Below are 23,433 nucleotides of genomic sequence, written 5' to 3'. Positions count from 1 at the left end.
TTTCAGTTCCTCTTAGTACAGCGGTGACGCGGGCAGAAACAGTTCGGTCAACATCAGCGGTTTACCGCCGAGACGCAGGCGGGAGCGCCGCCCCCATAACTGCTCGTGGCGTCCAATATCAATAAAGTCACGCGTAAGTGTAGAAGAGGTGAAAAGATATCGCCCCAGCGGCGTACTCCCCAGCTTCTGTAGCGCCAGTTCGGGGCCGCTCAGGGTTGACTCGGGCACCACGGTGCGACCAGCAAGCCAGGGCTCTCCGTCGGCGCAGAGCAGAATTTCCCGCAGCCAGTAACGGGCTTCATCGGGCAGATGATCGCGCTCTTCGACGATCTCATCAGGCGTGACAAACCCCTCGCGAATCAGCGTAACCGTGACCTTTTTGCCCTGTTGTTCAAAACGTTTGGTCATGGAATCTTCCAGCAACAGCCACTCGAGCAGTTGCGGTTCCAGCGCGGGGATTGCGTCCAGGTAGCGCAGCGCACGCAATTGCGTAAGCGCAGGATGTGACATGCCATACTCTCCGGTACATAACGTCGCAGTAGTGTATCGCAGAACCGATTAGTGAGTGGCGGGAAAGTTTATTCGCTTTTCATCCGTGCAACAGTTGCGCAACAGCACACCCGCACGGCGGAAAAAAAGGTGCGTCTGGCGACGCACCAGTTACTACAAATATCAACAACGTGGGGAGATATTACCCCTTGCCTTTTACACTGCTGATAAAAGTGGCACGGGCAGTTTTCGACCCGAGACGCTCTGCTTCATTCAATAATTTCAGGGCCTTATCGATATCACCCTTCTCAGCCGCCTGTTTGATCGCCCGGTTAAAGTAGCTCTCGGTATCATTGAGCATCGGCTCGCTTTTCGCGGCAGGTGCCGGAGCAGGTGCCGCCACCGGCGCAGGTGCGGGTGCAGGCGGCGTGTTATAAGCAGGTGCGGCGGTGTTGCCGACTGTCACCGCACTCGGCGCTGAGGAGCCAAACAGCGGGCCGACAAGAATGCTTGAGCTGCTGCTGTTTTTCACTTTCAGCTTAACCACGCCTTCGGTGATATGGCGGGCAATGGGGTCGGGAATCGAAGGAACCGCGTTGCCCACACCTTTGGCATAGGCTTTAGCAGGATCGAGCAGCGTTGTAGTTTTTTGCAGATCGCTCTGCGTAGTAAAGACAAGAATATAGAGTTTCTGCTGGCCCAAAGCGGGCGTCAGCCGCATTACCCCTTCCAGCCGATCGGCGCTCATCACGCCCGGCTCCTGATAGGTAAAGTAGCTGCCGGGAAAGTAAGCCGCAGGTACCATATTTTGATCGAAAACCAGTACATTTGGCGCGAAAACACCGCTCTCTTTATTAACTTCGCTGGTAAGTGTCAGGGTCAGCTCGCCGATGTTTGCCGGTACGCTAAAGGCGGCGACCGGTCCGGTAATACCGGCAACATTAAGATGCTGGCCGCCAGTAGAGAGCTGTACCGACTGGGTATTACTGGTATCGACAGGCGTCCAGTTAAGCTGCTGTAAAGCTGAGGTCGGGATCGCGGGCGCAGCGGCGGTATTTTGCGGCACGATATTGACATCAGCCAGCGTGATACCCGGCACGCTCGCCAGTAAACCGACGGAGAGGGACAGGGCGATGAGACTTTTTTTCATTTTCATTGTTATCACCTTCAGGATGCAGAACAGCGGTAGCCAGGCAATAGCGCGCTGTTTGTAAGGATCAGAGGGGCTTGCGCCCCTCTTTTGGTCATCAGACTGCTATAAGGCTTACCACCAGATTTCCATCTGAGCGCCGAAGGACCACTCGTCGTTGTCACCGCGACCGAAGGACTGACCGCCGGTTCCATTACGGGTTGCCAGCGAGTAATCGACGTTGTTGCCAGGATTACCGTTGTAGTTGTAGCCCCATTTCTCATCCCATTTCGCGTAGGTTGCGAAGACGCGGATTGCCGGACGGGACCAGATGCTGTCGCCAGCTTGCCACTGTTGCGCGAGGGTGATTTTGTACTGGTTGTTGGTGTCGTTAGTACGCTGGGATTTCACGTTGTCATAGCCAACTTCCAGCAGGGTGCTCATGATCGGCGTCCACTTGTACATTGGGCGCACACCCACGGTCCACCATTTGGTGCCGTTGTTGTTATCCCAGTCGATGTCCTGGTACATACCGACATACATCAGGTCCCAGCTATCGCCAAGAGAGATGGCACCGTGGTCGAGAATACGCAGCAGCGAGCCGTTGTTGTTGGTGCTGTAGGCGTTATTCGGGAAGGTGCTGTTGGTATCAATACCGACACCGCTGCCCTGAGAAAGCCCTTTGCCCTGCGAGGTCAGAGCATCAGTCCCGTACTGAACCACAAATTTGTTATAGCCTTTCAGCATGCTCTGAACATGCTCAGCGGTGAACATCCAGCCATCTTTGGTCGCCGTGGCACCATTCAGGTATTCACCGTCACGCGTGTTTGCACGACCATAGTCCACACCCAGTTCCAGCGTGCCGCCCGGGTTGACTTCCATCTGACCTAAACGCACATCGAAGACATCGTTGGCGGTTTTTCTGTTGTAATCGTAAATATTGTTGCTGGAGAAGGTGGAAGAACCACCCGCTTCCGTTGAGCGAGTCACGGCGAGAGAGAGTTTACCGAAGCCAAGATCAACGTTTTCCAGACCCGCGCCCGGACCAGAGATATCCCAGTAGTAGAAGTCGATCATGTGTACATCATGACGCTGGTAGAAGCGTTTACCTGCCCAGATGGTGGAACCCGGCAGCGCGTCAATCAGGTTTTTACCCTGCACGTTCGCTTCACGGAAGGCAGGATCGGTCGCTTCCCAGTCATTCTGCTGGGCGACGGAATAGGCTACGTTAGTGTCGAAGTAGAAGCTTTTATCGCCCTCTTTCCACACTTCCTGACCGAGTTTTAATTCTGCATAGGTTTCACATTCGTTGCCGAGACGGTACTTGGAGCCCGCACCGGTGGCCTGGAAGCACTGCTGCTCGCCGCCGCTGCCGGTCCAGCCAATGCCGGAACGTGCATAACCTTTAAAATCAACAGCGTCCGCCTGAGCAGACAAAATGCCTGCCGTAATGGCGATTGCCAGAGGAACTTTGCGCAGAGTAATCATCGTTCTATCTCCTGAGAGCTTGCTTTTCTTTTTTTACACGCCCCCGTCCGGCTAACGCTTTGTTGGCTGCCGTATTCACCCGTTCGCCTACCTTTGTAGGCTCACAAGTGCATGCCGTTGCCGCCTCGACATCATGCGAATGGCTTTGTGTAATCTCTTTGTGGGGTAGCTTAAACGCCAGGTTCTTTATGCAACCGGCGGCAGGCGGTGCCATCTTCACGGAACAGATGGCAACGCTCCGGCGGTAAGCCGATGGCGAATGTGGCACCCTCTTCTACCAGCACCACGTCGTTCTGGCGGTAAACCAGGTTCTGACGTATTGCGGGGATCTGGATATGAATCTGTGTTTCGTGACCGAGCTGTTCGACGACCTGAACAGTGCCGGAGAGCGTGACATCGGCGATATCGCTGGGCAGCAGATGCTCCGGGCGAATGCCGAGCGACATATTGGCGCCGACCTGCACGTTGGCGCTGTCGACCGGCAGCCATACCTGCTGGCGGTTGGGCAGCTCAACCTGCACCTGCTCAATCGCCGTGGCGGTCACTTTTACCGGCAGGAAGTTCATCTTCGGCGAGCCGATAAAGCCGGCGACAAAGCGATCTGCCGGGTAGTGATAAAGCTCAAGCGGCTTGCCGACCTGCGCCACGCGTCCGGCGTCCAGCACCACGATTTTGTCCGCCAGCGTCATCGCTTCGACCTGATCGTGGGTGACATAAATCATCGTGCGGCGCAGGCGCTTGTGCAGACGGGAGATCTCAATACGCATCTGCACGCGCAGCGCGGCATCAAGGTTGGAGAGGGGTTCATCGAGCAGAAAAACGCGCGGCTCGGCCACCAGCGTACGGCCAATTGCCACACGCTGACGCTGACCACCGGAGAGCGCCTTCGGCTTACGCTCCAACAGGTGCCCCAGTTGCAGCACTTCGGAGACCTGGGTGACGCGCGATTTGATTAAATCTTTCTTCGCGCCCGCGAGCGTGAGGCCGAATGACATATTGTCCGCTACCGACAGGTGTGGATAGAGCGCATAGGACTGGAACACCATGCCGATACCGCGCTCTGCGGGCGGCACGTCGTTCATGCGGGTATCGCCAATCAACAGATCCCCGCTGGTAATCGTCTCCAGCCCGGCAATCATGCGCAGCAGCGTTGACTTACCGCAGCCTGACGGGCCGACAAACACGACGAACTCACCTTCGTGAATGTCCAGACTGATATCTCTCGATACCACCACATCGCCCCAGGCTTTCGTGACATTTCGCAGCTGTACGCTCGCCATCCCCATCTCCCTTCGTTACAACCTGATACCAACGGATACATTCAAAGTGGCCTGACTATGGCGTAAGGATTTTTCCGGCGAATCCTCCACCCCCTGCGTTTTTTATGGGGGAGGAGATGGGAGGATGAGACGCGCTGCTCTGCCCCCCCGGCGAGCGGGCGGCGGGTAAATTCGTGACCGGCTTTGCAAAAAACGGCGCATTTTTATGTGCGCTGCGACACATAACAAAAATCCCTGTAACAGAGATCACACAAATCACCCCAGGGGCGTAGGGGTGGGGATGATGAGAAGCGCTTGCCAAAAAAGGAGACTACTCCCGTCAAACCACCTTATGCGTATTTATGAGCACATCATCTAAAGGACGGGATATATGAAAATCAAAACAGGCGTACGCATCCTCGCATTGTCCGCAGTGGCAACGATGATGTTCTCCGCCTCTGCCCTTGCCAAAATCGAAGAAGGTAAGCTGGTTATCTGGATTAACGGCGACAAAGGCTATAACGGCCTGGCCGAAGTGGGTAAAAAATTCGAGAAAGATACCGGCATCAAAGTGACCGTTGAGCATCCGGACAAGCTGGAAGAGAAGTTCCCGCAGGTTGCGGCAACCGGCGACGGCCCGGATATCATCTTCTGGGCACATGACCGTTTCGGTGGCTACGCACAATCTGGTCTGTTGGCAGAAGTGACGCCGGACAAAGCCTTCCAGGAGAAGCTGGTTCCCTTCACCTGGGACGCGGTGCGCTACAACGGCAAGCTGATCGCCTACCCGGTCTCTGTTGAATCCCTGTCGCTGATTTATAACAAAGACTTAGTGCCGAACCCGCCGAAAACCTGGGAAGAGATCCCGGCGCTGGATAAAGCGCTGAAGGCGAAAGGCAAGAGCGCATTAATGTTCAACCTGCAAGAGCCCTACTTCACCTGGCCGCTGATTGCCGCCGATGGGGGTTACGCCTTTAAATATGAAAACGGCAAATATGATGTGAAAGATGTCGGCGTGGATAACGCGGGCGCGAAAGCCGGTCTCAGCTTCCTGGTGAAACTGATCAAAGACAAACATATGAATGCCGACACCGATTACTCGATTGCCGAAGCCGCGTTTAACAAAGGCGAAACGGCGATGACCATCAACGGGCCGTGGGCGTGGACCAATATCGACAAGAGCAAGATCAACTACGGCGTCGCGCAGCTGCCGACCTTCAACGGTAAACCGTCGAAAACCTTCGTTGGCGTGCTGAGCGCAGGCATCAACGCCGCCAGCCCGAACAAAGAGCTGGCGAAAGAGTTCCTTGAAAACTACCTGCTGACCGATGAAGGCCTGGCGGAAGTGAACAAAGACAAACCGCTGGGCGCGGTGGCACTGAAATCCTATCAGGATCAGTTAGCGAAAGATCCGCGCATCGCTGCCACCATGGCGAACGCCAAAACCGGCGAAATCATGCCAAATATCCCGCAAATGTCCGCCTTCTGGTACGCCACCCGTACTGCGGTGATCAATGCTGTGACCGGTCGCCAAACCGTGGATGCAGCGCTGAAAGATGCGCAGGGCCGTATCACCAAGTAAGAACGTAACGGCCCTGTTCCTCCCGGAGCAGGGCTAACTGGACAGGCTGTATACACGCCAGATTTCACGCTGCCTCGCTCACAACGAAGCGGCGTGAAGAGGGGCGTGTAGAGAGGACACTCCCATGGATGTTGTAAGAAAACGCCACTGGTGGCAAAGCTCGCAGGTTGCATGGGCCGCCATCGCCGTAACCGGGCTGCTGGTGGCTTACCTTGTCGTCATGATGTATGCCCAGGGGGAATACCTTTTTGCCATCACCACGCTCGTGCTGAGTTCGGCGGGCCTCTACATTTTTGCCAATCGTAAAGCCTACGCCTGGCGCTATGTCTATCCGGGTCTTGCGGGCATGGGGCTGTTCGTCCTCTTCCCGCTGATTTGCACCATCGCCATTGCCTTTACCAACTACAGCAGCACTAACCAGCTCACCCAGGAGCGCGCGCAGCAGGTGCTGCTCGACCGCTCATACCAGGCGGGCAAAGCCTATAACTTCGGCCTCTATCCGGACGGGGATAAGTGGCAATTAGCGCTGACGGACGGCGAGAGCGGCAAACACTATCTCTCCGACGCCTTTAAACCCGGCGGCGAACAGCAGCTGAAGGTTAAAGAGGTCGATGCGCTGCCTGCGGGCGAGCGCGCCAATCTGCGTGTGATTACGCAAAACCGCCAGGGGCTGAACCAGCTCACCGCGGTACTGCCGGATGAGAGCAAAGTGGCGATGAGCTCGCTGCGCCAGTTCTCCGGCACCCGGCCGCTCTATCAGGTTGAGCAGGACGGCACGCTGCTCAATAACCAGAGCGGCGTCAAGTATCGCCCGAATAACCAGACCGGCTTCTACCAGGCGCTTAACGCTGACGGCAGCTGGGGCAGTGAGAAACTGAGCCCCGGTTATACCGTCACTATCGGCTGGGATAACTTCACCCGCGTCTTTACCGATGAAGGTATTCAGAAACCGTTTATCGAGATTTTTATCTGGACGGTGATCTTCTCCATCCTCACCGTGGTGCTGACGGTAGCGGTCGGCATGGTGCTGGCCTGCGTCGTGCAGTGGGAGTCGTTAAAGGGTAAGGCTGTCTACCGCCTGCTGCTGATCCTGCCTTACGCCGTGCCGTCGTTTATCTCGATCCTGATCTTTAAAGGGCTGTTCAACCAGAGCTTTGGTGAGATCAACATGATGCTGAGCGCGCTGTTCGGCATTAAACCGGCGTGGTTTAGCGATCCGAATACCGCCCGCGCGATGGTGGTGATCGTTAACACCTGGCTCGGCTACCCCTACATGATGATCCTCTGCATGGGCCTGCTGAAAGCGATCCCAGAAGATCTCTATGAAGCCTCGGCAATGGACGGCGCCGGGCCGTTACAGAACTTTTTCCGCATCACCTTCCCGCTGCTGATAAAGCCCCTGACGCCGCTGATGATCGCCAGCTTTGCCTTTAACTTTAACAACTTCGTACTGATCCAGCTGCTGACCAACGGCGGGCCGGATCGCATCGGCACCACCACACCGGCAGGCTATACCGACCTGCTGGTGAGCTACACCTACCGCATCGCCTTTGAAGGCGGCGGCGGCCAGGACTTCGGTCTTGCGGCGGCTATCGCCACGCTGATCTTCCTGCTGGTGGGCGCGCTGGCCATCGTCAATCTGAAAGCCACGCGCATGAAATTCGATTAAGGAGGAGGAAAACTATGGCTATGGTGCAGGCGAAATCGCAAAAGCTGCGGCTCTTTTTCACCCATGCGTTACTGCTGCTGTTTATCGCCGCGATTATGTTCCCGCTGCTAATGGTGATCGCCATTTCACTGCGTGAAGGCAACTTCGCCACCGGCAGCCTGATCCCGGAGCGCATCTCCTGGGAGCACTGGCGGCTGGCGCTGGGCTTTAGCGTTGAGCATGCCGATGGGCGCGTGACGCCGCCGCCCTTCCCGGTGCTGTTATGGCTGTGGAACTCGGTGAAGATCGCCGTGATTACCGCCATCGGCATTGTCGCGCTCTCCACTACCTGCGCCTACGCCTTTGCCCGTATGCGTTTTCGCGGTAAAGCGACATTGCTGAAAGGGATGCTGATTTTCCAGATGTTCCCGGCGGTGCTGTCGCTGGTGGCGCTCTATGCCCTGTTTGATCGTTTAGGCCAGTACATTCCGTTTATCGGGCTGAATACGCACGGTGGGGTGATCTTCGCCTACCTCGGCGGGATCGCACTGCATGTCTGGACGATCAAGGGGTATTTCGAAACGATCGACAGCTCGCTGGAAGAGGCCGCCTCGCTGGATGGCGCGACCCCATGGCAGGCGTTCCGCCTGGTGCTGCTGCCGCTGTCGGTGCCGATTCTGGCTGTGGTGTTTATTCTGTCGTTTATTGCGGCCATTACCGAAGTGCCGGTCGCCTCGCTGCTGCTGCGCGATGTCGATAGCTACACGCTGGCGGTGGGGATGCAGCAGTATCTCAACCCGCAGAACTACTTATGGGGCGATTTCGCCGCCGCGGCGGTGCTCTCCGCCATCCCGATTACCCTGGTGTTCCTGCTGGCGCAGCGCTGGCTGGTCAATGGCCTGACGGCCGGTGGGGTGAAGGGCTAAATTTCATCGTTGTCATACCCTTGTTGTTATTGCCACTGCACCCTCAATTTCGGCGGCCTGAACAGGCCGCCTTTTTTATTCGCGGCGCAGGCGCTGGGAATTACAGATCCACAGCGTGATCACCAGCAGCAGGATCGCCGCCGAGTAGATCAGCACATCCATCGGCGACTGATGATCGATGATGATCAGCCGCACAATCGCCGTAATGCCGATATAGACAAAGTAGCGCAGCGGGAAGTGAAGCCCGGACTGAAAATACTTCACAATCAAGGCGATAAATTCGAAGTAGAGGAAGTAGACCACCAGCCCTTCGACCAGCTCATATTTGCTGGTTTGTACCGGCGCGAAGAGCGCAATGGCCAGATGCAGCGTCTCTTTGCCCAAAAAAACAATCAGGATAATACCCAGCGCCAGCAGACCCAGGCTGAGTATGCCCTGCAAAATAGTTGAAACAAACGCCACCCGCGGGTGATTAAGCGACGACATAACAGCACCTCATTATTGTTAGAAGATCCTCTGTATATCGCGTAAATGTGATCTTGATCTACTTTTTTTACTTAGATTATGTGACAGCCCGTGATGAGATGTATCGCTGAGCCAGCGAAGCGGGAGAGTAATGAGCGATGATGACGATACGTAAAGCGAGCGTGGAAGATGCCGCGCTGTTGAGCGAGATGGGCTATGCCAGTTACACCCACCATTTCGCGCACTTATGGCAGGAGAAGAGTGAACTGGAGGCATTTCTGCACCAGGAGTACGCTCTGCCATCCCTGCGACAGAGCCTGCAAAGCGAAGCGGGAAACTGGTTTATCCTCTGCGATGCCGATCCGGTGGGTTTTGCTAAAGTCACGTGGCATTGCGCCAGTGACGATGAAAGCCCGGCAGGCACGCTGCTGCATAAGCTCTATTTCTTACCTGGCAAAACGGGAAAAGGCTACGGCGAGCATCTCATTAATGAGATAGCGCGTGAGGCACAAGGCCGTGGTGAGACCTTTTTCTGGCTGGAAGTGCTGGATGCCAACCCGCATGCGCAGCGTTTCTATCAGCGCCAGGGGTTCGCGTTTATTAAGAGCGCCCTCTTCACCACACCTTCGCAACAAAGCACGCTGCATATTTTCGGCAAAGCGCTTTAAGGAGCCATCATGCACACCGCCTCTCTTCGCCACGCCGCCGTTCGCAACGTGACCTGCGGTGAAAATGTGGTGATTTATGAGCCCGCCAATCTGTATGACTGCACGCTGGCGGATGAGGTTTTTGTCGGCCCGTTTGTAGAAATCCAGGGCAATACGCAGATAGGCAAAGCCACGAAGATCCAGTCCCACACCTTTATTTGTGCGTACGTCACCATTGGCGAAGGCTGCTTTATCGGCCACGGCGTGATGTTTGCCAACGATCTGTTTCGCGACGGCAAACCCGATCCAAATCGCGAAAACTGGGGGCGGATTACGATTGGCAATGGGGTATCTATTGGCAGCGGTGCGACGATTCTGGCGGTCTCGATTTGCGATGGCTGCGTAATTGGCGCGGGCAGCGTGGTGACAAAGTCGACTACGGTGAAAGGCGTTTATGCGGGCAACCCGGCGCGACTGCTGCGCCGGTTGTAGAACAGCGCCCTTCTCAGCGCGAGAAGGGCGTTTGCTTACTGGAAGTTAACTGACTTATCGCTGGTCAGGCTGTAGAGATCGAACTTACGGCCCAGTTTCTGGCCGCCGTCACGCGTCAGCGGTGTCCAGCCGATGGCGGCACGGCTGCGGGTCGGGCTGGCGCTGAACAGATCCAGCGGTACAGAGACATACACCCCTTTGGTGAAATCACCTTCGCCGTACTGCGCGGCGGAAACGTTGGTTTTCGTCGCATACGCCCCGACCACGATGCCGCTGTCGAAGTGTTTCGACACTTCCAGCGTCACCCCTTTATCGCCCGCCAGATACTGCCCGGCGCTCGCTTTCACCAGCACATTATCGGCAAACCACGGCGTCCAGTAGGCGGTGAAGTGCCCGGTTTTCACACTGTAATCGGTGAACTTCATCATGTCCTGGGCGCTGCGCCAGTCACGCTGCTTCACGTAGTTCGCGTCAATGCCGAAGGCGAGCGGCCCGTCGACCGGACGCCACAGCACCTCTGCACCCGCGCCGCCGTACATGGTCTCCAGATAACCGCCATAGACCTGGCCATAGAAGTTATTGCCGAGGTACTGGAGGTAGTTGGCCTGCAGGTTGTTCACATAGACATCGTTCTGCACATATTCACGCACGCGGGTACGCACACGCGGCAGCGCGGAGTCCTTCGGCGGGTTGGTGTAGTTAAACTTGTCATAGTTATTGGAGATGTTGCCGAACAGGCTGCCGGTGGTCAGCAGATGGTCGGTGACCCACCAGTCGGCGGTCGCCATTATCCCCAGCTGATACATGTAGAAGCCTTCCGGCCCGCCGAGCGACTGGTTAAGCACCGGATCGAGATGGAAGTCGAACGCCGTGCGGTCGATATACCAGCCCTGCTCGGTTTTATCCGGCACGATTGGCGTGACGCGTTTTTGCACCAGCTCCGTATCCTGTCCCAGCGGTTCGCCCTCAAGGTGGCGTTTCAGGCTGGCGACATCCGTTTCGGTGGTCACGGCTGGCATACGCAGACGGTTTTCCGTCACCCGGATGGTGCGAATACCGTCCGGCAAATCATTCATGATGATACGGTTTGCGCGCTCAACCCCTTCCTGGTTATGACGATATTTCACCTGCTCGCCGGTAACATAGAGCGTATCGCCCTTGACCTGAATTTGCGGATCCGCAAGACCGGCATTGTACTTCAGCAACGTAAGCTGATTCGCCACCACCGAGTGTTGCAGGATCGCATCCTGCGGCTGCGGTTGATACTTCGGCCGTGGGTTATCGTTATACGCCGGACGCAAATTATTGAAGTTATTACGCAGGGTGAAGCCGAACATCCAGGTATTGCCGCGCTCGTAGCTCAGGTTGATGTCTGCCCAGTCCGACACGCGATAGATCGCGCCGACGTTCACTTTGCTGCGCTGCGGCAGTTTGCCGGCGAAATCCTGCTGATAGTTGTTGCCGTCATACTCCAGCTTCAGGCGCAGCGGGTTCCACGGCGTCTGGTACTCCACGCCGCCGAACAGCGCGCTCGGGCCGCGGAACATCTGGCTGGTATCCGTTGAACCGGCCTGTTTATAGCGGGTATCGCGCACGCAATAGGCTGACTTGTAGCTACAGAGCGGGTTTTTAATGTTGCCATTAGTGCCCAGGTAGCCCCAGCCAATACCGAGGGAGAAATCAAACGGCCCCCAGGCTTTGTTCGCCACCAGATATTCGCCATCGAACAGCCCTGTCCCGCCGATATCACGCGCGCCGACGGAGACCTGCGGCAGCCAGTAGCCCTCTTCCCAGAGGCGTAATTTCAGATCGAACGCTTTATCTTTATAGGTCTGGTTGCCGGAGAACGCTTCGACCGAGCTGTATTTGCGCGTGCGCACGTCGGTGTAACGCAGTGTAGTTTCCAGCCACGGGAAGAGCTGCACCGAGCCTGAGTAGTAACGATACTGGTCGTTATCGCGGTAGTTCAGGCTCAACTCGCCTTCGGGCGCCATGCGCGCGGTGGGCGTTTGCAACAGGCCAACGCCGCCGAAATCTGACTGCGAAGGCCCGATCGGGTCCGGCCAGGACTCCGCGTGACAAGCGGCGCTCACGCCAAGCGCCAATATGCTAATAACAAACGATTTTTTCATTATTATTCCGGTATCCGATGCGTCAGGGACTGGAGAATGTCGGCATTGAGCTTGTCATTCTCATCGCTCCACAAACCCGGTGCGAAACCGACGAAAATCACGCTGCCGGGCATCGGCTCGACGTGACGACGGTTCCAGTAAGCCACCGGTACCTTTTGCGTTTTACCGTTGGGATAGACCACCCAGGCGTAGCTGCGATCTGCGCCGCTCAACAGATCCATCTCGTCGAGGTAGCTCACCACATCGCGCTCTGGCGTAAAGGGTTTCTTGCCCGGACGGCTCACCAGCCCGACGACGGTAATGGTGGTCGGCTGCGGTCCCACCCACAAGGTGTAGTCGCCTTCCAGCGGTCGGTTAGCGCGGCGGTGCGTGCGCAAAAAGTCGGGATCGAGTTCAACAAGCTGCCTGCCGGTGACCTTGATTCCCTGCAACTGCTGACGCAAGCCGTTAATAGCAGCAGCGCTGTCACCGCCCTCTTCTGACGCGAGCGTGGTGAGCCGGGCCAGTAGCGCCTGATGGCGTGCCTGCTCGGTAATGGTCGCCCTGCGCTCGCTGACCACCGCACCCGGCCACCAGCTGTTCGCCAGCCGCGGCTGGCCCACCAGATCGACCAGATGTTCGGCATTGGTTAAGGTTTTCGGTTTGCTGTCGCCGGGGGTGTAAACATCAACGTTGCCCGCCGCCAGCGCCAGCGGGGAGACGAGGCTTGAAAGCATCAAAAGGAGCGCGCGTGTTTTCATTGTTTGCCCGCCTTAATCAGCGTGGTTTTCACCGGGAACCAGTCCGCGCCAAGATACTGTTCAGACTGGCGGATCACCCCGTCCTCATCCACCCAGTAGCGGTTGCGCCAGCTTTTTTGATCCGTTGTGACCTCTTCGTCCAGCACGCGAACGCGGGTTTCGTCGCTGCCCAGCTGCACGGTGTCGGTGCCATTCCAGTGGAACACCGAGCGGGCAGTGGCGTAGCGCACCTGTTTGTATTCGGTCCAGCCCATCATGCGCGTCCAGCTGGTGCCGTCGATAATTTGGTTAGGTTTCGCCAGCGGGTCTGCCGCCAGGTTGGTGACATCAAGCAGGTTATCGGTGCCAAGGTGGGTTTTTACGATGCGATAGTTTTGCGTCACGATGACGGCCTGATCTTGCGTCACCCATTTTTGCTGGCCGTTTTCGGCAAATGCCAGCACCACAAACAGCTGCGGGCCGTTATTAAGCCGCATATATTGGCTGGCGTAGGGCATATTACGGATATCTTCATCGGTAAGCTGCACGCCCGGCGTGCCAAATACGCTATTCCAGAGTGAATTCCCGAGGCCTTTGATCGGGCCAGAACATGCCTGAAGGAGCAGGCAAATCAAAATGATACCAGGTCGCTTCACGACTCTTCTCCGAAAGGGACGAAATAACCACACCGAAGTGTGGTTATAGTTAATGCACTCGCTATTACTGAGTACTTGTCGTGGTGGTGGTTGTGGTCCCCGTATTGGAACCATCACCGCCACCGGTTGCCGCCAGAGCGACACCTACCGCTGACCCTACGGTGCTCGCACTCGTTGCCGCAGAGCTGCCTGCAGAAACAGAGGTCGCTGCCGAGCCTGCTGCGTCACCGGTTTGCACCGGTGCAGCGAAAGCAGACGTCGCCGCAAGCGCGGTTATGGCAAAAATGCCATAAAGAGCTTTTTTCATATCAATTTCCCTTCATTGAATGAATGGAGATTTGCCTGAAAAAATTCAGGCGATAGGGAGTATACACAACTAAAGCAGATGAATTACGCCTCAGGAAATAGCGGGGAACCTTTTAGGAACATTAGCCGGAGCGTATATTTAGCAAACAGCTATCTTTATAAATACTTTAAAAAACATAGACATAAATAATCACACATTATTCATACAATAAGGCTAGTCCTAAAATAGATAGCAAGCGTTACGCTATGCGCCCTGATTTTCGGATAAACCTGATGAATGATATTACGCGCGATAAAGAAGGCTATTCCGCCCGGATTAGCCCTAACAGAAATAACATTATTGGAATTACTTATATATTGATTGGCGCAGACGGCGGATATTTACGGCGCGGCGGGAATAATTACGCAGACAAAAAAAAGCGCCGCCGAAGCGACGCTTTCTCTGTTAACCACGCCAGGATTTGTAGCGGTTAATCAGGCCGTTTGTCGAGCTGTCATGGCTGGAGATGGAGCGATCGTCGCCCAGCTCTGGCAGGATACGGTTCGCCAGCTGTTTACCCAGCTCAACGCCCCACTGGTCAAAGGTGAAGATGTTGAGGATGGCGCCCTGGGTGAAGATTTTGTGCTCATAGAGCGCAATCAGCGCGCCGAGGCTAAACGGCGTAATTTCACGCAGCAGGATGGAGTTGGTCGGGCGGTTGCCTTCAAACACTTTGAATGGCACCACGTGATCCAGCGTCGCCGGATCTTTACCCTGATCGCGATACTCCTGCTCAACCACCTCGCGGGATTTGCCGAACGCCAGCGCTTCGGTCTGAGCGAAGAAGTTAGAGAGCAGCTTCTGGTGGTGATCGGAAAGCGCGTTATGGGTAATGGCCGGAGCGATGAAATCGCACGGCACCATTTTGGTTCCCTGGTGAATCAGCTGGTAAAACGCATGCTGACCGTTAGTGCCCGGCTCACCCCAGATGATTGGGCCAGTCTGGTAATCCACGGCGTTGCCATTACGGTCAACGTATTTACCGTTGGACTCCATGTTGCCCTGCTGGAAGTAAGCGGCAAACCGGTGCATGTACTGGTCATACGGCAGGATCGCTTCGGTTTCAGCGCCGAAGAAGTTGTTGTACCAGATACCGATCAGCGCCAGCAGCACCGGCAGGTTCTTATCCAGTTCGGTAGAGGCGAAGTGCTTGTCCATCGCGTGCGCGCCGGAAAGCAGCTCAACAAAGTTGTCGAAGCCCACGGAGAGGATGATCGACAGGCCAATCGCCGACCACAGGGAGTAACGGCCGCCTACCCAGTCCCAGAACTCAAACATATTAGCGGTATCAATCCCGAACTCACCCACCGCTTTCGCGTTGGTCGAGAGCGCAGCAAAGTGCTTCGCCACATGCTTTTCATCACCGGCGGTTTTCAGGAACCAGTCGCGCGCGCTGTGGGCGTTGGTCATGGTTTCCTGGGTGGTGAAGGTTTTCGATGCCACGAGGAACAGGGTGCTTTCCGGGTTCACTTTCTTCAGCACTTCGGCGATGTGGGTACCATCGACGTTAGAGACAAAGTGCATGTTGAGGTGATTTTTATACGGGCGCAGCGCTTCGGTGACCATAAACGGGCCGAGATCCGAGCCGCCAATGCCGATGTTGACCACGTCGGTGATCGGCTTGCCGGTGTAGCCTTTCCAGCTACCTGAAATGATCGCTTCAGAGAAGCTTTTCATCTTCTCCAGCACCGCGTTCACTTCCGGCATCACATCTTTGCCATCGACCATAATCGGCGTATTGCTACGGTTACGCAGCGCGACGTGCAGCACGGCGCGATCTTCGGTACGGTTGATTTTCTCACCGGAGAACATCGATTTGATGGCACCGGCCAGATCGGTCTCTTTCGCCAGCGCCAGCAGCGCGTCGAGGGTCTCTTGCGTGATGCGGTTTTTGGAGTAATCCACCAGCATCAGATCGTCGAAGGTGGCGGAGAATTTGGTAAAGCGGTCACCGTCTTTTGCGAAGAGATCCGCAAGAGTGACGTCCTTCATTTCAGCGTAGTGTTTCTGTAGTGCCTGCCAGGCAGAAGTCTGCGTTGGATTGATGTTTTTCATAGCAATACTCTTCTGATTTGAGAAGTGAGACTGCCGTCGATTGTAGCGCCTGCGCGGGGAAGGTGTGATGGTTTTTATGTCAAAGGTTTGGTCGATGTGCGCAAAAGCCAGGCAAAAAACAGCGAAAACCAGCACAACATAAGTCATTTTACTAACAGCAAAAGCAGCATGAAAAATCCGCATAATCCCGACGTTGACACTATGCCCGCCCAGCCTTTATTTATAAATACACTGTTTTGCGAATGTTTTTTGCAGGAAAACTGCACGCTTCAGTTTCATCTACCCAGGCCACCGCTGTGGGGTGAAAGGCGAAGGTTCAACCTTGTGCCATGGCTGAAATGATATCCCCTGACACGAGGTAGTTATGTCAAGTTTCGTTGTCGCTAAATTTGGCGGCACCAGCGTTGCCGATTACGATGCCATGAACCGCAGTGCGGACGTGGTGCTCTCCGATAACAGTGTCCGTCTGGTGGTGCTCTCCGCTTCCGCAGGCGTGACCAACTTACTGGTTGCGCTGGCCGAAGGCCTTGAAGCGACCGAGCGTTTCGTCAAGCTCGACGCCATCCGCAAAATTCAGTTCGATATTCTGGAGCGTATGGGTAGCCAGGCGGTGATCCGCGAAGAGATCGAACGCCTGCTGGAAAATATTACTACCCTTGCTGAAGCTGCTTCACTGGCAACGTCGGCAGCGCTGACGGATGAACTGGTCAGCCACGGCGAACTGATGTCGACCCTGCTGTTTGTGGAAGTGCTGCGTGAGCGTAGCGTGCAGGCGCAGTGGTTTGATATTCGCAAAGTGATGCGTACCAGCGATCGCTTTGGCCGCGCCGAGCCGGACGTAGCCACCCTCGCAACGCTTGCCACCCAGCAGCTTGCCCCACGTATCAACGAAGGCCTGGTGATCACCCAGGGCTTTATCGGCAGCGAAGCGAAAGGCCGCACTACCACGCTGGGCCGCGGCGGCAGCGATTACACCGCAGCGTTACTGGCTGAAGCGCTGAGCGCGTCGCGCGTCGATATCTGGACCGATGTACCGGGCATTTACACCACCGATCCGCGCGTGGTGCCGGCAGCAAAACGCATTGATGAAATCGCCTTTGAAGAGGCGGCAGAGATGGCGACCTTCGGCGCGAAAGTGCTCCATCCTGCGACGCTGTTACCGGCGGTGCGCAGCGATATTCCGGTGTTTGTTGGTTCAAGCAAAGATCCGCAGGCGGGCGGTACGCTGGTGTGCAATAACACCACCAATCCGCCGCTGTTCCGCGCGCTGGCGCTGCGTCGTAAGCAGACGCTGTTAACGCTGCACAGCCTGAACATGCTGCACTCGCGCGGCTTCCTCGCCGAAGTGTTCGGCATTCTGGCGCGGCACAATATTTCGGTCGATCTGATTACCACCTCGGAAGTGAGCGTGGCGCTGACGCTGGATACCACCGGCTCCACCTCCACGGGCGATACGCTGCTGACGCAGGGGCTGTTGATGGAGCTTTCGGCGCTCTGTCGGGTGGAAGTGGAAGAGGATCTGGCGCTGGTGGCGCTGATTGGCAACGATTTGTCGAAAGCGTGCGGCGTGGGCAAAGAGGTGTTCGGCGTGCTCGAACCGTTCAATATCCGCATGATCTGTTACGGCGCGTCGAGCCATAACCTCTGTTTCCTCGTCCCCGGAAAAGAGGCCGAACAGGTGGTGCAGAAGTTACACCACAACCTGTTCGAGTGAGATTTTGCCTGATGGCGGCTGCGCCTTATCAGGCCTACGGGGATGATGCCCTTTGTAGGCCGGGTAAGCGCAGCGCCACCCGGCAAGCAGACTCGCAAGCCAAAAACAGGCACAATATCGTGGTTCTGCCTGATGGCGGCTGCGCCTTATCAAGCCTACGTAAACCATGCATATTTCAATTGCATGGCCCTTTGTAGGCCGGGTAAGCGCAGCGCCACCCGGCAAGCAGCCTCCGCAAGCCAAAACCAGCCGCAATATCGTGGTTCTGCCTGATGGCGGCTGCGCCTTATCAGGCCTACGTATACCATGCATATTTCAATTGTATGGCCGTTTGTAGGCCGGGTAAGCGCAGCGCCACCCGGCAGGGTTACGCCATCACCGTTTCAAACAGCAACTGGTCGAGATCGCGGACATTGCCGCTGCGGCTCTCGGGCAACGCATCGGCCACTTCACCGCGCGCCAGCTCCTGGCTTATAAAATCATGCATCAACGGCCGACGCGCGCCGTACTGCGCTTCACCTGCGCGCTGCTTCACTTCCAGCAGCTCATCGATTTCAGCCCGCAGCGGCGCGCCGAGATCGCTTCTTGCCAGCAGGGTGGCGAAACGCATCGGCGGCATCCCTTTCCCCGCCTCTATCCAGCGCACCGCCAGCAGCGGACGTAGCACATAAAAATACTTCTTCAGCCGCACCTGCTCATCCTGCAAGTAGCTGCGAAAGTTCTTCTTCGCCATCGCGTAGTAGTGCCAGCGCGCGCGAACCGGTGAAAACCAGTGCGGCACCTGATCGCGTAACGCTGCCAGCACGCCCTCATCCTGCTGATAGACCACCGGCGAATCGAGCCACTCGATAAGCGTCGGGTTTGCGGCCTTCAATAACCCCAGCGCTTTGCGCCACTCCCAGCCACACACATCCAGCTCCGCGTCTATCGGCAGCTCGATCACATCACGCTGCGGTTCGACGCGCAGGTACCACTGCGGCTTGTGCACATACAAAAAGCGCACATCATAATCACTGTCCGGCGAGGCAAAGCCCCAGCCACGACTGCCTGATTCGCAGGCGTAGAGCACTCTCACATCATATTTGCGCTCTACTGCCTCTAACTCGAGCCGCACGCGTTCACGCATGGCGGCATCAACTCCGTGCTGTTCCATTTCTTACTCCTTTAACCTTTTACGCACACCACCTGACGCAGGGTATGCACCACTTCCACCAGCGAGGCCTGCGCCGCCATCACGGCGTCGATATCTTTATAGGCCATCGGGATCTCATCGATCACCTCGCTGTCTTTACGGCACTCCACATGCGCGGTAGCGCGGATCTGATCTTCAACGGTAAAGCGCTTTTTCGCCGCAGTACGGCTCATGGTGCGCCCGGCACCGTGGCTGCATGAACAGAAGCTCTCTTCATTTCCCAGCCCACGCACGATAAAGCTTTTCGCACCCATTGAGCCGGGAATAATCCCCATCTGCCCTTTTTGCGCCGACACCGCGCCTTTACGCGTTACCAGCACCTCTTCACCAAAGTGCGTCTCTTTTTGCACATAGTTATGGTGGCAATTCACCGCTTCCTGCTGGGTCATAAAGGGTTTAGTGACAATACTCGACAGTGCTGCCAGCACGCGCGACATCATCACTTCCCGGTTATGACGGGCGAAATCCTGCGCCCACTCAACCGCTTCCAGATAGTCGTCATAGTGCTTGCTCCCCTCGCGGAAATAGGCGAGGTTTCGGTCCGGCAGATTGGCGATATGCTGCTGCATATCCTGCTGGGCCAGGGTGATAAAGACGTTGCCGATGGCGTTACCCACGCCGCGCGAACCGCTGTGCAACATCACCCAGACCCGCTGCTGCTCATCCAGACACACTTCAATAAAGTGGTTACCGGTGCCCAATGTTCCCAGATGCTGATAATTGTTAGTTTTCAGCAAGCGCGGATATTTATCCGTCAGCCGCTTAAAGCGCGGCGCAAGCGACGCCCAGTGCGCATCCACCTCTTCGGGCGGTCTTGACCATGAGCCTTTATCCCGCTTCGATCGGTTTACCGAGCGCCCGTGCGGCACAGCTTGCTCAATGGCGCTGCGCAGCCCGCTCAGGTTATCCGGCAGTTCGCCTGCCAGCAGCGAGGTGCGCACGGCAATCATGCCGCAACCGATATCCACGCCGACCGCCGCCGGGATAATCGCCCCTTTGGTCGGGATGACGCTACCAATGGTGGAACCTTTCCCGAGGTGCACATCCGGCATCACCGCCAGATGTTTGAAGATAAACGGCATTTTGGCGGTATTAAGCAACTGCTCACGCGCTTCTGGCTCGACCGGCACGCCGTGGGTCCACATCTTCACCGGCGCGCTGTTTTCACGCGCCAGCAGGTTGTAATCGTTATGCTGCATTATCTTTTCCTTTAATGTTTACAAGGCCGTGCAATACCTGGTCGAGACCACCGAAGACCGAGATCTTATCGATGCGCTCTGCGACACGCTCCAGCGTTTCCAGCTCTTTCAGGCGCAATGCCACCGGGTTGCTCTCCATCACTTTTGCCGTGTTCAATAACGAACGGGTGGCGGCGGTCTCTTCGCGGCGGCGGATCACATTCGCCTGCGCCGACTTTTCTGCCTCGACTAAGCGCGACAGAATGGTTTTCATCTCGCCCGGCAGGATGATGTCTTTCACGCCAAGCGATGCCACTTCGATGCCGAAGGCCGCCATGCGGTTCGCCACCTGTACGCTAACCACATCAGCAATAATCTGCTTATCTTCCAGCAGCTCATCCAGCGTGCGGGTACCGATCGCTTCACGCAGGGCAAACTGCAGCTCGCGGTAGAGGTGATCCAGCGGTTTGCTCAACTGGGCAAACGCGCTCAGCACATCGCTGTAACGCCAGTTCGCCGCCAGGTTGAGGCGCAGGGTCACTTTATCTTTGGTCAGGATCTCCTGACCGCTCACTTCCAGCACCTGCAGGCGAAGATCGACCACTTCCGCTTCCACCAGGTGGTTCACTTTCCAGTAACCGCTGATACCCGCCGGTAATAGCGCCTGGGTTTCGCCATCGATTTTCAGCACGCCCGCATGCCAGGCGGGAACCTGCACCACCAGGATTGCGTCGCGCCCTTTCACTGCCGCGCCGCGTTTCGGCTGCAATACGGCGTTAAGAATGTCGGCCGGGACGCTCACCTCGTCGGTATTGATGCGCACCAGCGTCAGGGTGTCGTCCGCTTTCCAGTAAAGACGACGCGTGGCAGGCGGCAGGATCTCCAGCAGCATGCCGTTCAGGTAGAGCGCACCCGCTTCGTTATCGCCCAGATCGGCTGCCAGGCAATACTTTTCTACCCACTCCGGCTGGAAACGGCGCAAATACTCGGCAAGCCCGGCCGGCACTTCACTGCCGTCACGGTTAACAACCAGCACATCCGGCTTTTTGCCAAACCATGGCAGACGGTGCTCTCCGGTTTCCAGAACCTGGTAGTAGTCGCCCTCTTTTGCCAGTAACGCTAACTGACCTTTTCGAATTGTGATTTTGTTGGTCATCTCTGATCCCTCTTATTTTTGTTGTTACGACCGCGGATGCAGGGGCGAAGCGACAGGGGAAACACTGTTTTGCCTGCCGCCCGGCGCCATTATCGGCGGTCGTCTCATGTCACCGTAAACTGCGCGATGACGGGGTACTGCATCATGATTATCTGGAGAGATAATGGTTGCGAATTCGGGAGTCGAACCCGATCAATAACCGATTTTTCGCACATGTCTCTGCACTGACGGAACGCCTCCGGGAAAACGGCGCTTGCCGCTCCTGATGCGCCGGCGGGGTGAATAACCCCAGCGAACTCAGCATGTTGACGAGATAACTATTGCGAGAGGCGTGCCAAAAAGAGGGTAACGAACAAATAAATTTTTATCTTATTGAAAATTAATAACTTAATTTTTTAAGTCGATGCCAGGCATTGTGCCAGCCTACGAGATTTCTTATCTTTATATATCGCCTTTTATTATTCAGGATAAAGATGAAACGTCGGGTTGTGATTGGGGTGCTGGGAACAGTGCTGGATAAACGCGGAAAACGGCATAACCGCTTTCGCAAATGGCGACCGACGGTGGCACTCTGCCAGCAAGCGGATTTTCCTGTCGATCGGCTGGAGTTGATCCACCAGCCGCGCGATGAGGGGCTGGCGGCGCACACCGCAGAAGATATCGCTGTGCTCTCGCCGCGCACCGAGGTGCGCAACCACCCGGTGGCGATCAAAAACCCGTGGGATTTCGAAGAGGTCTACGCCGCGTTTCTCGATTTCGCCACCCACTACCCTTTCGACACCGACAATGAAGAGTACCTGGTGCATATCACCACCGGGACGCACGTGGCGCAGATCTGCTGGTTCCTGCTCACCGAAGCGCGCTACCTTCCCGCCAGCCTGTTGCAGACCGGCCCGGCGGCGAGAGGCGCGAACGATAAAGAGATCTCAGCGGGCGTCTGTTCGGTTATCGATCTCGATTTAAGCCGCTATGCCACGCTGACCAGCCGTTTTCAGCGCGAGCAGCAGCAGTCGGTCTCGTTCCTGAAATCCGGTATTGATACACGCAACGCCACTTTTAACCGCCTGATCGATCAGATTGAGCGTGTCGCGCTGCGCTCCTCTGCGCCGATTCTGCTTACCGGCCCGACCGGGGCAGGAAAATCGTTTCTGGCAAAACGCATCTTTCAGCTACGCCACTCCCGCCATCTCGTTGCCGGGCGGCTGGTGGCGGTGAACTGCGCCACCCTGCGCGGCGATAACGCCATGTCGACGCTGTTTGGTCACGTTAAAGGGGCGTTTACCGGCGCGCAGCAGGCGCGAACCGGCCTGCTGCGCGAAGCGGACGGCGGGGTGCTGTTTCTTGATGAGATTGCTGAGCTGGGGCTGGATGAGCAGGCGATGCTGTTAAAAGCGATTGAAGAGAAGACCTTTTTCCCCTTCGGCTCAGATAAAGAGGTGCAGAGTGACTTCCAGCTGATTGCCGGTACCCATCGCAATATGCAGCAGTGGGTTGATGAGGGGCGCTTCAGGGAGGATCTCTACGCGCGTATCAATATGTGGACCTTTGAACTGCCGGGGCTGGCGCAGCGGCGGGAGGATATCGCGCCCAATATCGAGTATGAGTTGCAGCGTTTTGGTCTTGAGCAGCAGACGCAGATCCGCTTCGACAAAGGGGCGCGCGAGCGTTACCTGGCCTTCGCCTGCTCGGCGCAGGCGGCGTGGCGCGGCAACTTCCGCGAGCTGAGCACCTCGATTGCCCGCATGGCAACGCTGGCGGAACAGGGCCGCATCACCGATACGCTGGTGGCGGAGGAGATCGCGCGGCTGGAGTACAACTGGCGTGGCGCGCCATCAATGGGCGATTTGCCGGTCGACATGGAGACGCTGGATCTCTTCGACCGACGCCAGCTGGAGAGCGTGGTGGAGGTGTGTCGCCGCACGCAGAGCCTCTCTGAAGCGGGCCGGGAACTGTTTGCGGTCTCGCGGCAGAAAAAAGCCAACCCCAATGATGCCGACCGGTTGCGTAAATATCTCGCGCGCTTTGGCCTGAGCTGGGAGAGCGTGCGCGGCGCAACATAAACGATCTTCATCATAATTCGTTTGAATATTAATCCTTAGCACGATAAACATTGGCTATGGTCGGGCTTGAACCCGACCGTTAATAAACCCCCGAATCGTT

General features: G+C 56.5%; 20 protein-coding genes. 7 read left to right on the top strand and 13 right to left on the bottom strand.

Going from position 1 to position 23,433, the window contains the following annotated elements:
* Positions 1-12: 12 nt before the first annotated feature.
* The 4 genes from ubiC to malK all read right to left on the bottom strand — a co-directional run bounded on the left by ubiC (position 13) and on the right by malK (position 4,386).
* Positions 13-510 (bottom strand): chorismate lyase, encoded by a 498-nt coding sequence (gene ubiC / locus SOM48_RS06995; protein WP_139966823.1) that lies wholly within the window; start codon positions 508-510, stop codon positions 13-15.
* Positions 511-691: 181 nt separating this feature from the next.
* Positions 692-1,645: a maltose operon protein MalM gene (gene malM / locus SOM48_RS06990; protein WP_320511688.1), complete on the bottom strand. Its 954-nt coding sequence runs from the start codon at positions 1,643-1,645 to the stop codon at positions 692-694.
* A gap of 108 nt (positions 1,646-1,753) precedes the next feature.
* Positions 1,754-3,106, bottom strand: coding sequence for a maltoporin (locus tag SOM48_RS06985; RefSeq protein WP_320511687.1), 1,353 nt, complete (start codon positions 3,104-3,106; stop codon positions 1,754-1,756).
* 170 nt (positions 3,107-3,276) lie between these two features.
* Positions 3,277-4,386, bottom strand: a complete 1,110-nt coding sequence (gene malK, locus SOM48_RS06980; RefSeq protein ID WP_023478364.1) for a maltose/maltodextrin ABC transporter ATP-binding protein MalK — start codon at positions 4,384-4,386, stop codon at positions 3,277-3,279.
* Positions 4,387-4,756: 370 nt separating this feature from the next.
* On the opposite strand from malK, the gene malE reads away from it, so the two are divergent.
* From malE to malG, 3 genes are all read left to right on the top strand, one after another.
* Positions 4,757-5,947 carry a maltose/maltodextrin ABC transporter substrate-binding protein MalE gene (gene malE, locus SOM48_RS06975; protein ID WP_320511686.1) on the top strand — a complete coding sequence of 397 codons (1,191 nt, stop codon included), beginning with the start codon at positions 4,757-4,759 and terminating at the stop codon, positions 5,945-5,947.
* A 124-nt stretch (positions 5,948-6,071) separates the two neighbouring features.
* Positions 6,072-7,616 (top strand): maltose ABC transporter permease MalF, encoded by a 1,545-nt coding sequence (gene malF / locus SOM48_RS06970; protein WP_320511685.1) that lies wholly within the window; start codon positions 6,072-6,074, stop codon positions 7,614-7,616.
* Between the two features lie 14 nt (positions 7,617-7,630).
* Positions 7,631-8,521, top strand: coding sequence for a maltose ABC transporter permease MalG (gene malG, locus SOM48_RS06965; protein WP_023478487.1), 891 nt, complete (start codon positions 7,631-7,633; stop codon positions 8,519-8,521).
* A 75-nt stretch (positions 8,522-8,596) separates the two neighbouring features.
* On the opposite strand, the gene psiE is transcribed toward malG, so the two are convergent.
* Positions 8,597-9,007: a phosphate-starvation-inducible protein PsiE gene (gene psiE, locus SOM48_RS06960; RefSeq protein WP_023478361.1), complete on the bottom strand. Its 411-nt coding sequence runs from the start codon at positions 9,005-9,007 to the stop codon at positions 8,597-8,599.
* A 137-nt stretch (positions 9,008-9,144) separates the two neighbouring features.
* Here psiE and SOM48_RS06955 point away from each other — a divergent pair, with 137 nt between their 5' ends.
* A complete protein-coding gene (locus tag SOM48_RS06955; RefSeq protein ID WP_320511684.1) occupies positions 9,145-9,654 on the top strand; it encodes a GNAT family N-acetyltransferase in 510 nt (169 codons plus the stop codon).
* 9 nt (positions 9,655-9,663) lie between these two features.
* Positions 9,664-10,125, top strand: a complete 462-nt coding sequence (locus SOM48_RS06950) for an acyltransferase (RefSeq protein ID WP_320511683.1) — start codon at positions 9,664-9,666, stop codon at positions 10,123-10,125.
* Positions 10,126-10,160: 35 nt separating this feature from the next.
* Here SOM48_RS06950 and SOM48_RS06945 read toward each other — a convergent pair whose 3' ends face one another.
* The 5 genes from SOM48_RS06945 to pgi form a co-directional block, all read right to left on the bottom strand.
* Positions 10,161-12,257, bottom strand: coding sequence for a YjbH domain-containing protein (locus tag SOM48_RS06945; RefSeq protein ID WP_076769055.1), 2,097 nt, complete (start codon positions 12,255-12,257; stop codon positions 10,161-10,163).
* Between the two features lie 2 nt (positions 12,258-12,259).
* Positions 12,260-12,997, bottom strand: coding sequence for a capsule biosynthesis GfcC family protein (locus SOM48_RS06940; protein ID WP_076769056.1), 738 nt, complete (start codon positions 12,995-12,997; stop codon positions 12,260-12,262).
* Positions 12,994-13,632, bottom strand: a complete 639-nt coding sequence (locus SOM48_RS06935; protein WP_023478525.1) for a YjbF family lipoprotein — start codon at positions 13,630-13,632, stop codon at positions 12,994-12,996. The genes SOM48_RS06940 and SOM48_RS06935 overlap by 4 nt, the downstream gene beginning before the upstream one ends.
* Positions 13,633-13,696: 64 nt before the next feature.
* Entirely contained in the window at positions 13,697-13,939 is a 243-nt protein-coding gene (yjbE, locus tag SOM48_RS06930; protein ID WP_071789442.1) for an exopolysaccharide production protein YjbE, read from the bottom strand.
* Positions 13,940-14,383: 444 nt separating this feature from the next.
* On the bottom strand, positions 14,384-16,033 hold the full coding sequence (gene pgi / locus SOM48_RS06925; RefSeq protein ID WP_054804247.1) for a glucose-6-phosphate isomerase: 1,650 nt from the start codon (positions 16,031-16,033) through the stop codon (positions 14,384-14,386).
* Between the two features lie 364 nt (positions 16,034-16,397).
* On the opposite strand from pgi, the gene lysC reads away from it, so the two are divergent.
* Positions 16,398-17,747: a lysine-sensitive aspartokinase 3 gene (gene lysC, locus SOM48_RS06920; RefSeq protein WP_054804246.1), complete on the top strand. Its 1,350-nt coding sequence runs from the start codon at positions 16,398-16,400 to the stop codon at positions 17,745-17,747.
* A 367-nt stretch (positions 17,748-18,114) separates the two neighbouring features.
* On the opposite strand, the gene SOM48_RS06915 is transcribed toward lysC, so the two are convergent.
* From SOM48_RS06915 to SOM48_RS06905, 3 genes are read right to left on the bottom strand one after another with little or no spacing between them, the layout of a single operon-like run.
* The gene (locus SOM48_RS06915; protein ID WP_320511682.1) at positions 18,115-18,900 is read right to left on the bottom strand and encodes a nucleotidyltransferase domain-containing protein; all 786 of its coding nucleotides are present in this window, start codon (positions 18,898-18,900) and stop codon (positions 18,115-18,117) included.
* Positions 18,901-18,911: 11 nt separating this feature from the next.
* Positions 18,912-20,138, bottom strand: a complete 1,227-nt coding sequence (locus tag SOM48_RS06910) for an RtcB family protein (protein WP_320511681.1) — start codon at positions 20,136-20,138, stop codon at positions 18,912-18,914.
* Positions 20,128-21,273, bottom strand: coding sequence for a slipin family protein (locus SOM48_RS06905; protein ID WP_139568491.1), 1,146 nt, complete (start codon positions 21,271-21,273; stop codon positions 20,128-20,130). The genes SOM48_RS06910 and SOM48_RS06905 overlap by 11 nt, the downstream gene beginning before the upstream one ends.
* A gap of 473 nt (positions 21,274-21,746) precedes the next feature.
* Here SOM48_RS06905 and rtcR point away from each other — a divergent pair, with 473 nt between their 5' ends.
* Positions 21,747-23,333 carry an RNA repair transcriptional activator RtcR gene (gene rtcR, locus SOM48_RS06900; RefSeq protein ID WP_320511680.1) on the top strand — a complete coding sequence of 529 codons (1,587 nt, stop codon included), beginning with the start codon at positions 21,747-21,749 and terminating at the stop codon, positions 23,331-23,333.
* Positions 23,334-23,433 lie beyond the last annotated feature (100 nt).

Source organism: Kosakonia sp. CFBP8986 (assembly GCF_034044935.1).
GTDB lineage: Bacteria > Pseudomonadota > Gammaproteobacteria > Enterobacterales > Enterobacteriaceae > Kosakonia > Kosakonia cowanii.
The sequence above is the reverse complement of the archived record's forward strand: the minus strand, read 5'-3'. Positions and strand labels throughout refer to the sequence as shown.

What these genes read in the sequence shown, in the direction of transcription:
- ubiC (WP_139966823.1), bottom strand. Translation starts at nt 510, where the DNA reads ATGTCACATCCTGCGCTTACGCAATTGCGTGCGCTGCGCTACCTGGAC.
- malM (WP_320511688.1), bottom strand. Translation starts at nt 1,645, where the DNA reads ATGAAAATGAAAAAAAGTCTCATCGCCCTGTCCCTCTCCGTCGGTTTA.
- SOM48_RS06985 (WP_320511687.1), bottom strand. Translation starts at nt 3,106, where the DNA reads ATGATTACTCTGCGCAAAGTTCCTCTGGCAATCGCCATTACGGCAGGC.
- malK (WP_023478364.1), bottom strand. Translation starts at nt 4,386, where the DNA reads ATGGCGAGCGTACAGCTGCGAAATGTCACGAAAGCCTGGGGCGATGTG.
- malE (WP_320511686.1), top strand. Translation starts at nt 4,757, where the DNA reads ATGAAAATCAAAACAGGCGTACGCATCCTCGCATTGTCCGCAGTGGCA.
- malF (WP_320511685.1), top strand. Translation starts at nt 6,072, where the DNA reads ATGGATGTTGTAAGAAAACGCCACTGGTGGCAAAGCTCGCAGGTTGCA.
- malG (WP_023478487.1), top strand. Translation starts at nt 7,631, where the DNA reads ATGGCTATGGTGCAGGCGAAATCGCAAAAGCTGCGGCTCTTTTTCACC.
- psiE (WP_023478361.1), bottom strand. Translation starts at nt 9,007, where the DNA reads ATGTCGTCGCTTAATCACCCGCGGGTGGCGTTTGTTTCAACTATTTTG.
- SOM48_RS06955 (WP_320511684.1), top strand. Translation starts at nt 9,145, where the DNA reads ATGATGACGATACGTAAAGCGAGCGTGGAAGATGCCGCGCTGTTGAGC.
- SOM48_RS06950 (WP_320511683.1), top strand. Translation starts at nt 9,664, where the DNA reads ATGCACACCGCCTCTCTTCGCCACGCCGCCGTTCGCAACGTGACCTGC.
- SOM48_RS06945 (WP_076769055.1), bottom strand. Translation starts at nt 12,257, where the DNA reads ATGAAAAAATCGTTTGTTATTAGCATATTGGCGCTTGGCGTGAGCGCC.
- SOM48_RS06940 (WP_076769056.1), bottom strand. Translation starts at nt 12,997, where the DNA reads ATGAAAACACGCGCGCTCCTTTTGATGCTTTCAAGCCTCGTCTCCCCG.
- yjbE (WP_071789442.1), bottom strand. Translation starts at nt 13,939, where the DNA reads ATGAAAAAAGCTCTTTATGGCATTTTTGCCATAACCGCGCTTGCGGCG.
- pgi (WP_054804247.1), bottom strand. Translation starts at nt 16,033, where the DNA reads ATGAAAAACATCAATCCAACGCAGACTTCTGCCTGGCAGGCACTACAG.
- lysC (WP_054804246.1), top strand. Translation starts at nt 16,398, where the DNA reads ATGTCAAGTTTCGTTGTCGCTAAATTTGGCGGCACCAGCGTTGCCGAT.
- SOM48_RS06915 (WP_320511682.1), bottom strand. Translation starts at nt 18,900, where the DNA reads ATGGAACAGCACGGAGTTGATGCCGCCATGCGTGAACGCGTGCGGCTC.
- SOM48_RS06910 (WP_320511681.1), bottom strand. Translation starts at nt 20,138, where the DNA reads ATGCAGCATAACGATTACAACCTGCTGGCGCGTGAAAACAGCGCGCCG.
- SOM48_RS06905 (WP_139568491.1), bottom strand. Translation starts at nt 21,273, where the DNA reads ATGACCAACAAAATCACAATTCGAAAAGGTCAGTTAGCGTTACTGGCA.
- rtcR (WP_320511680.1), top strand. Translation starts at nt 21,747, where the DNA reads ATGAAACGTCGGGTTGTGATTGGGGTGCTGGGAACAGTGCTGGATAAA.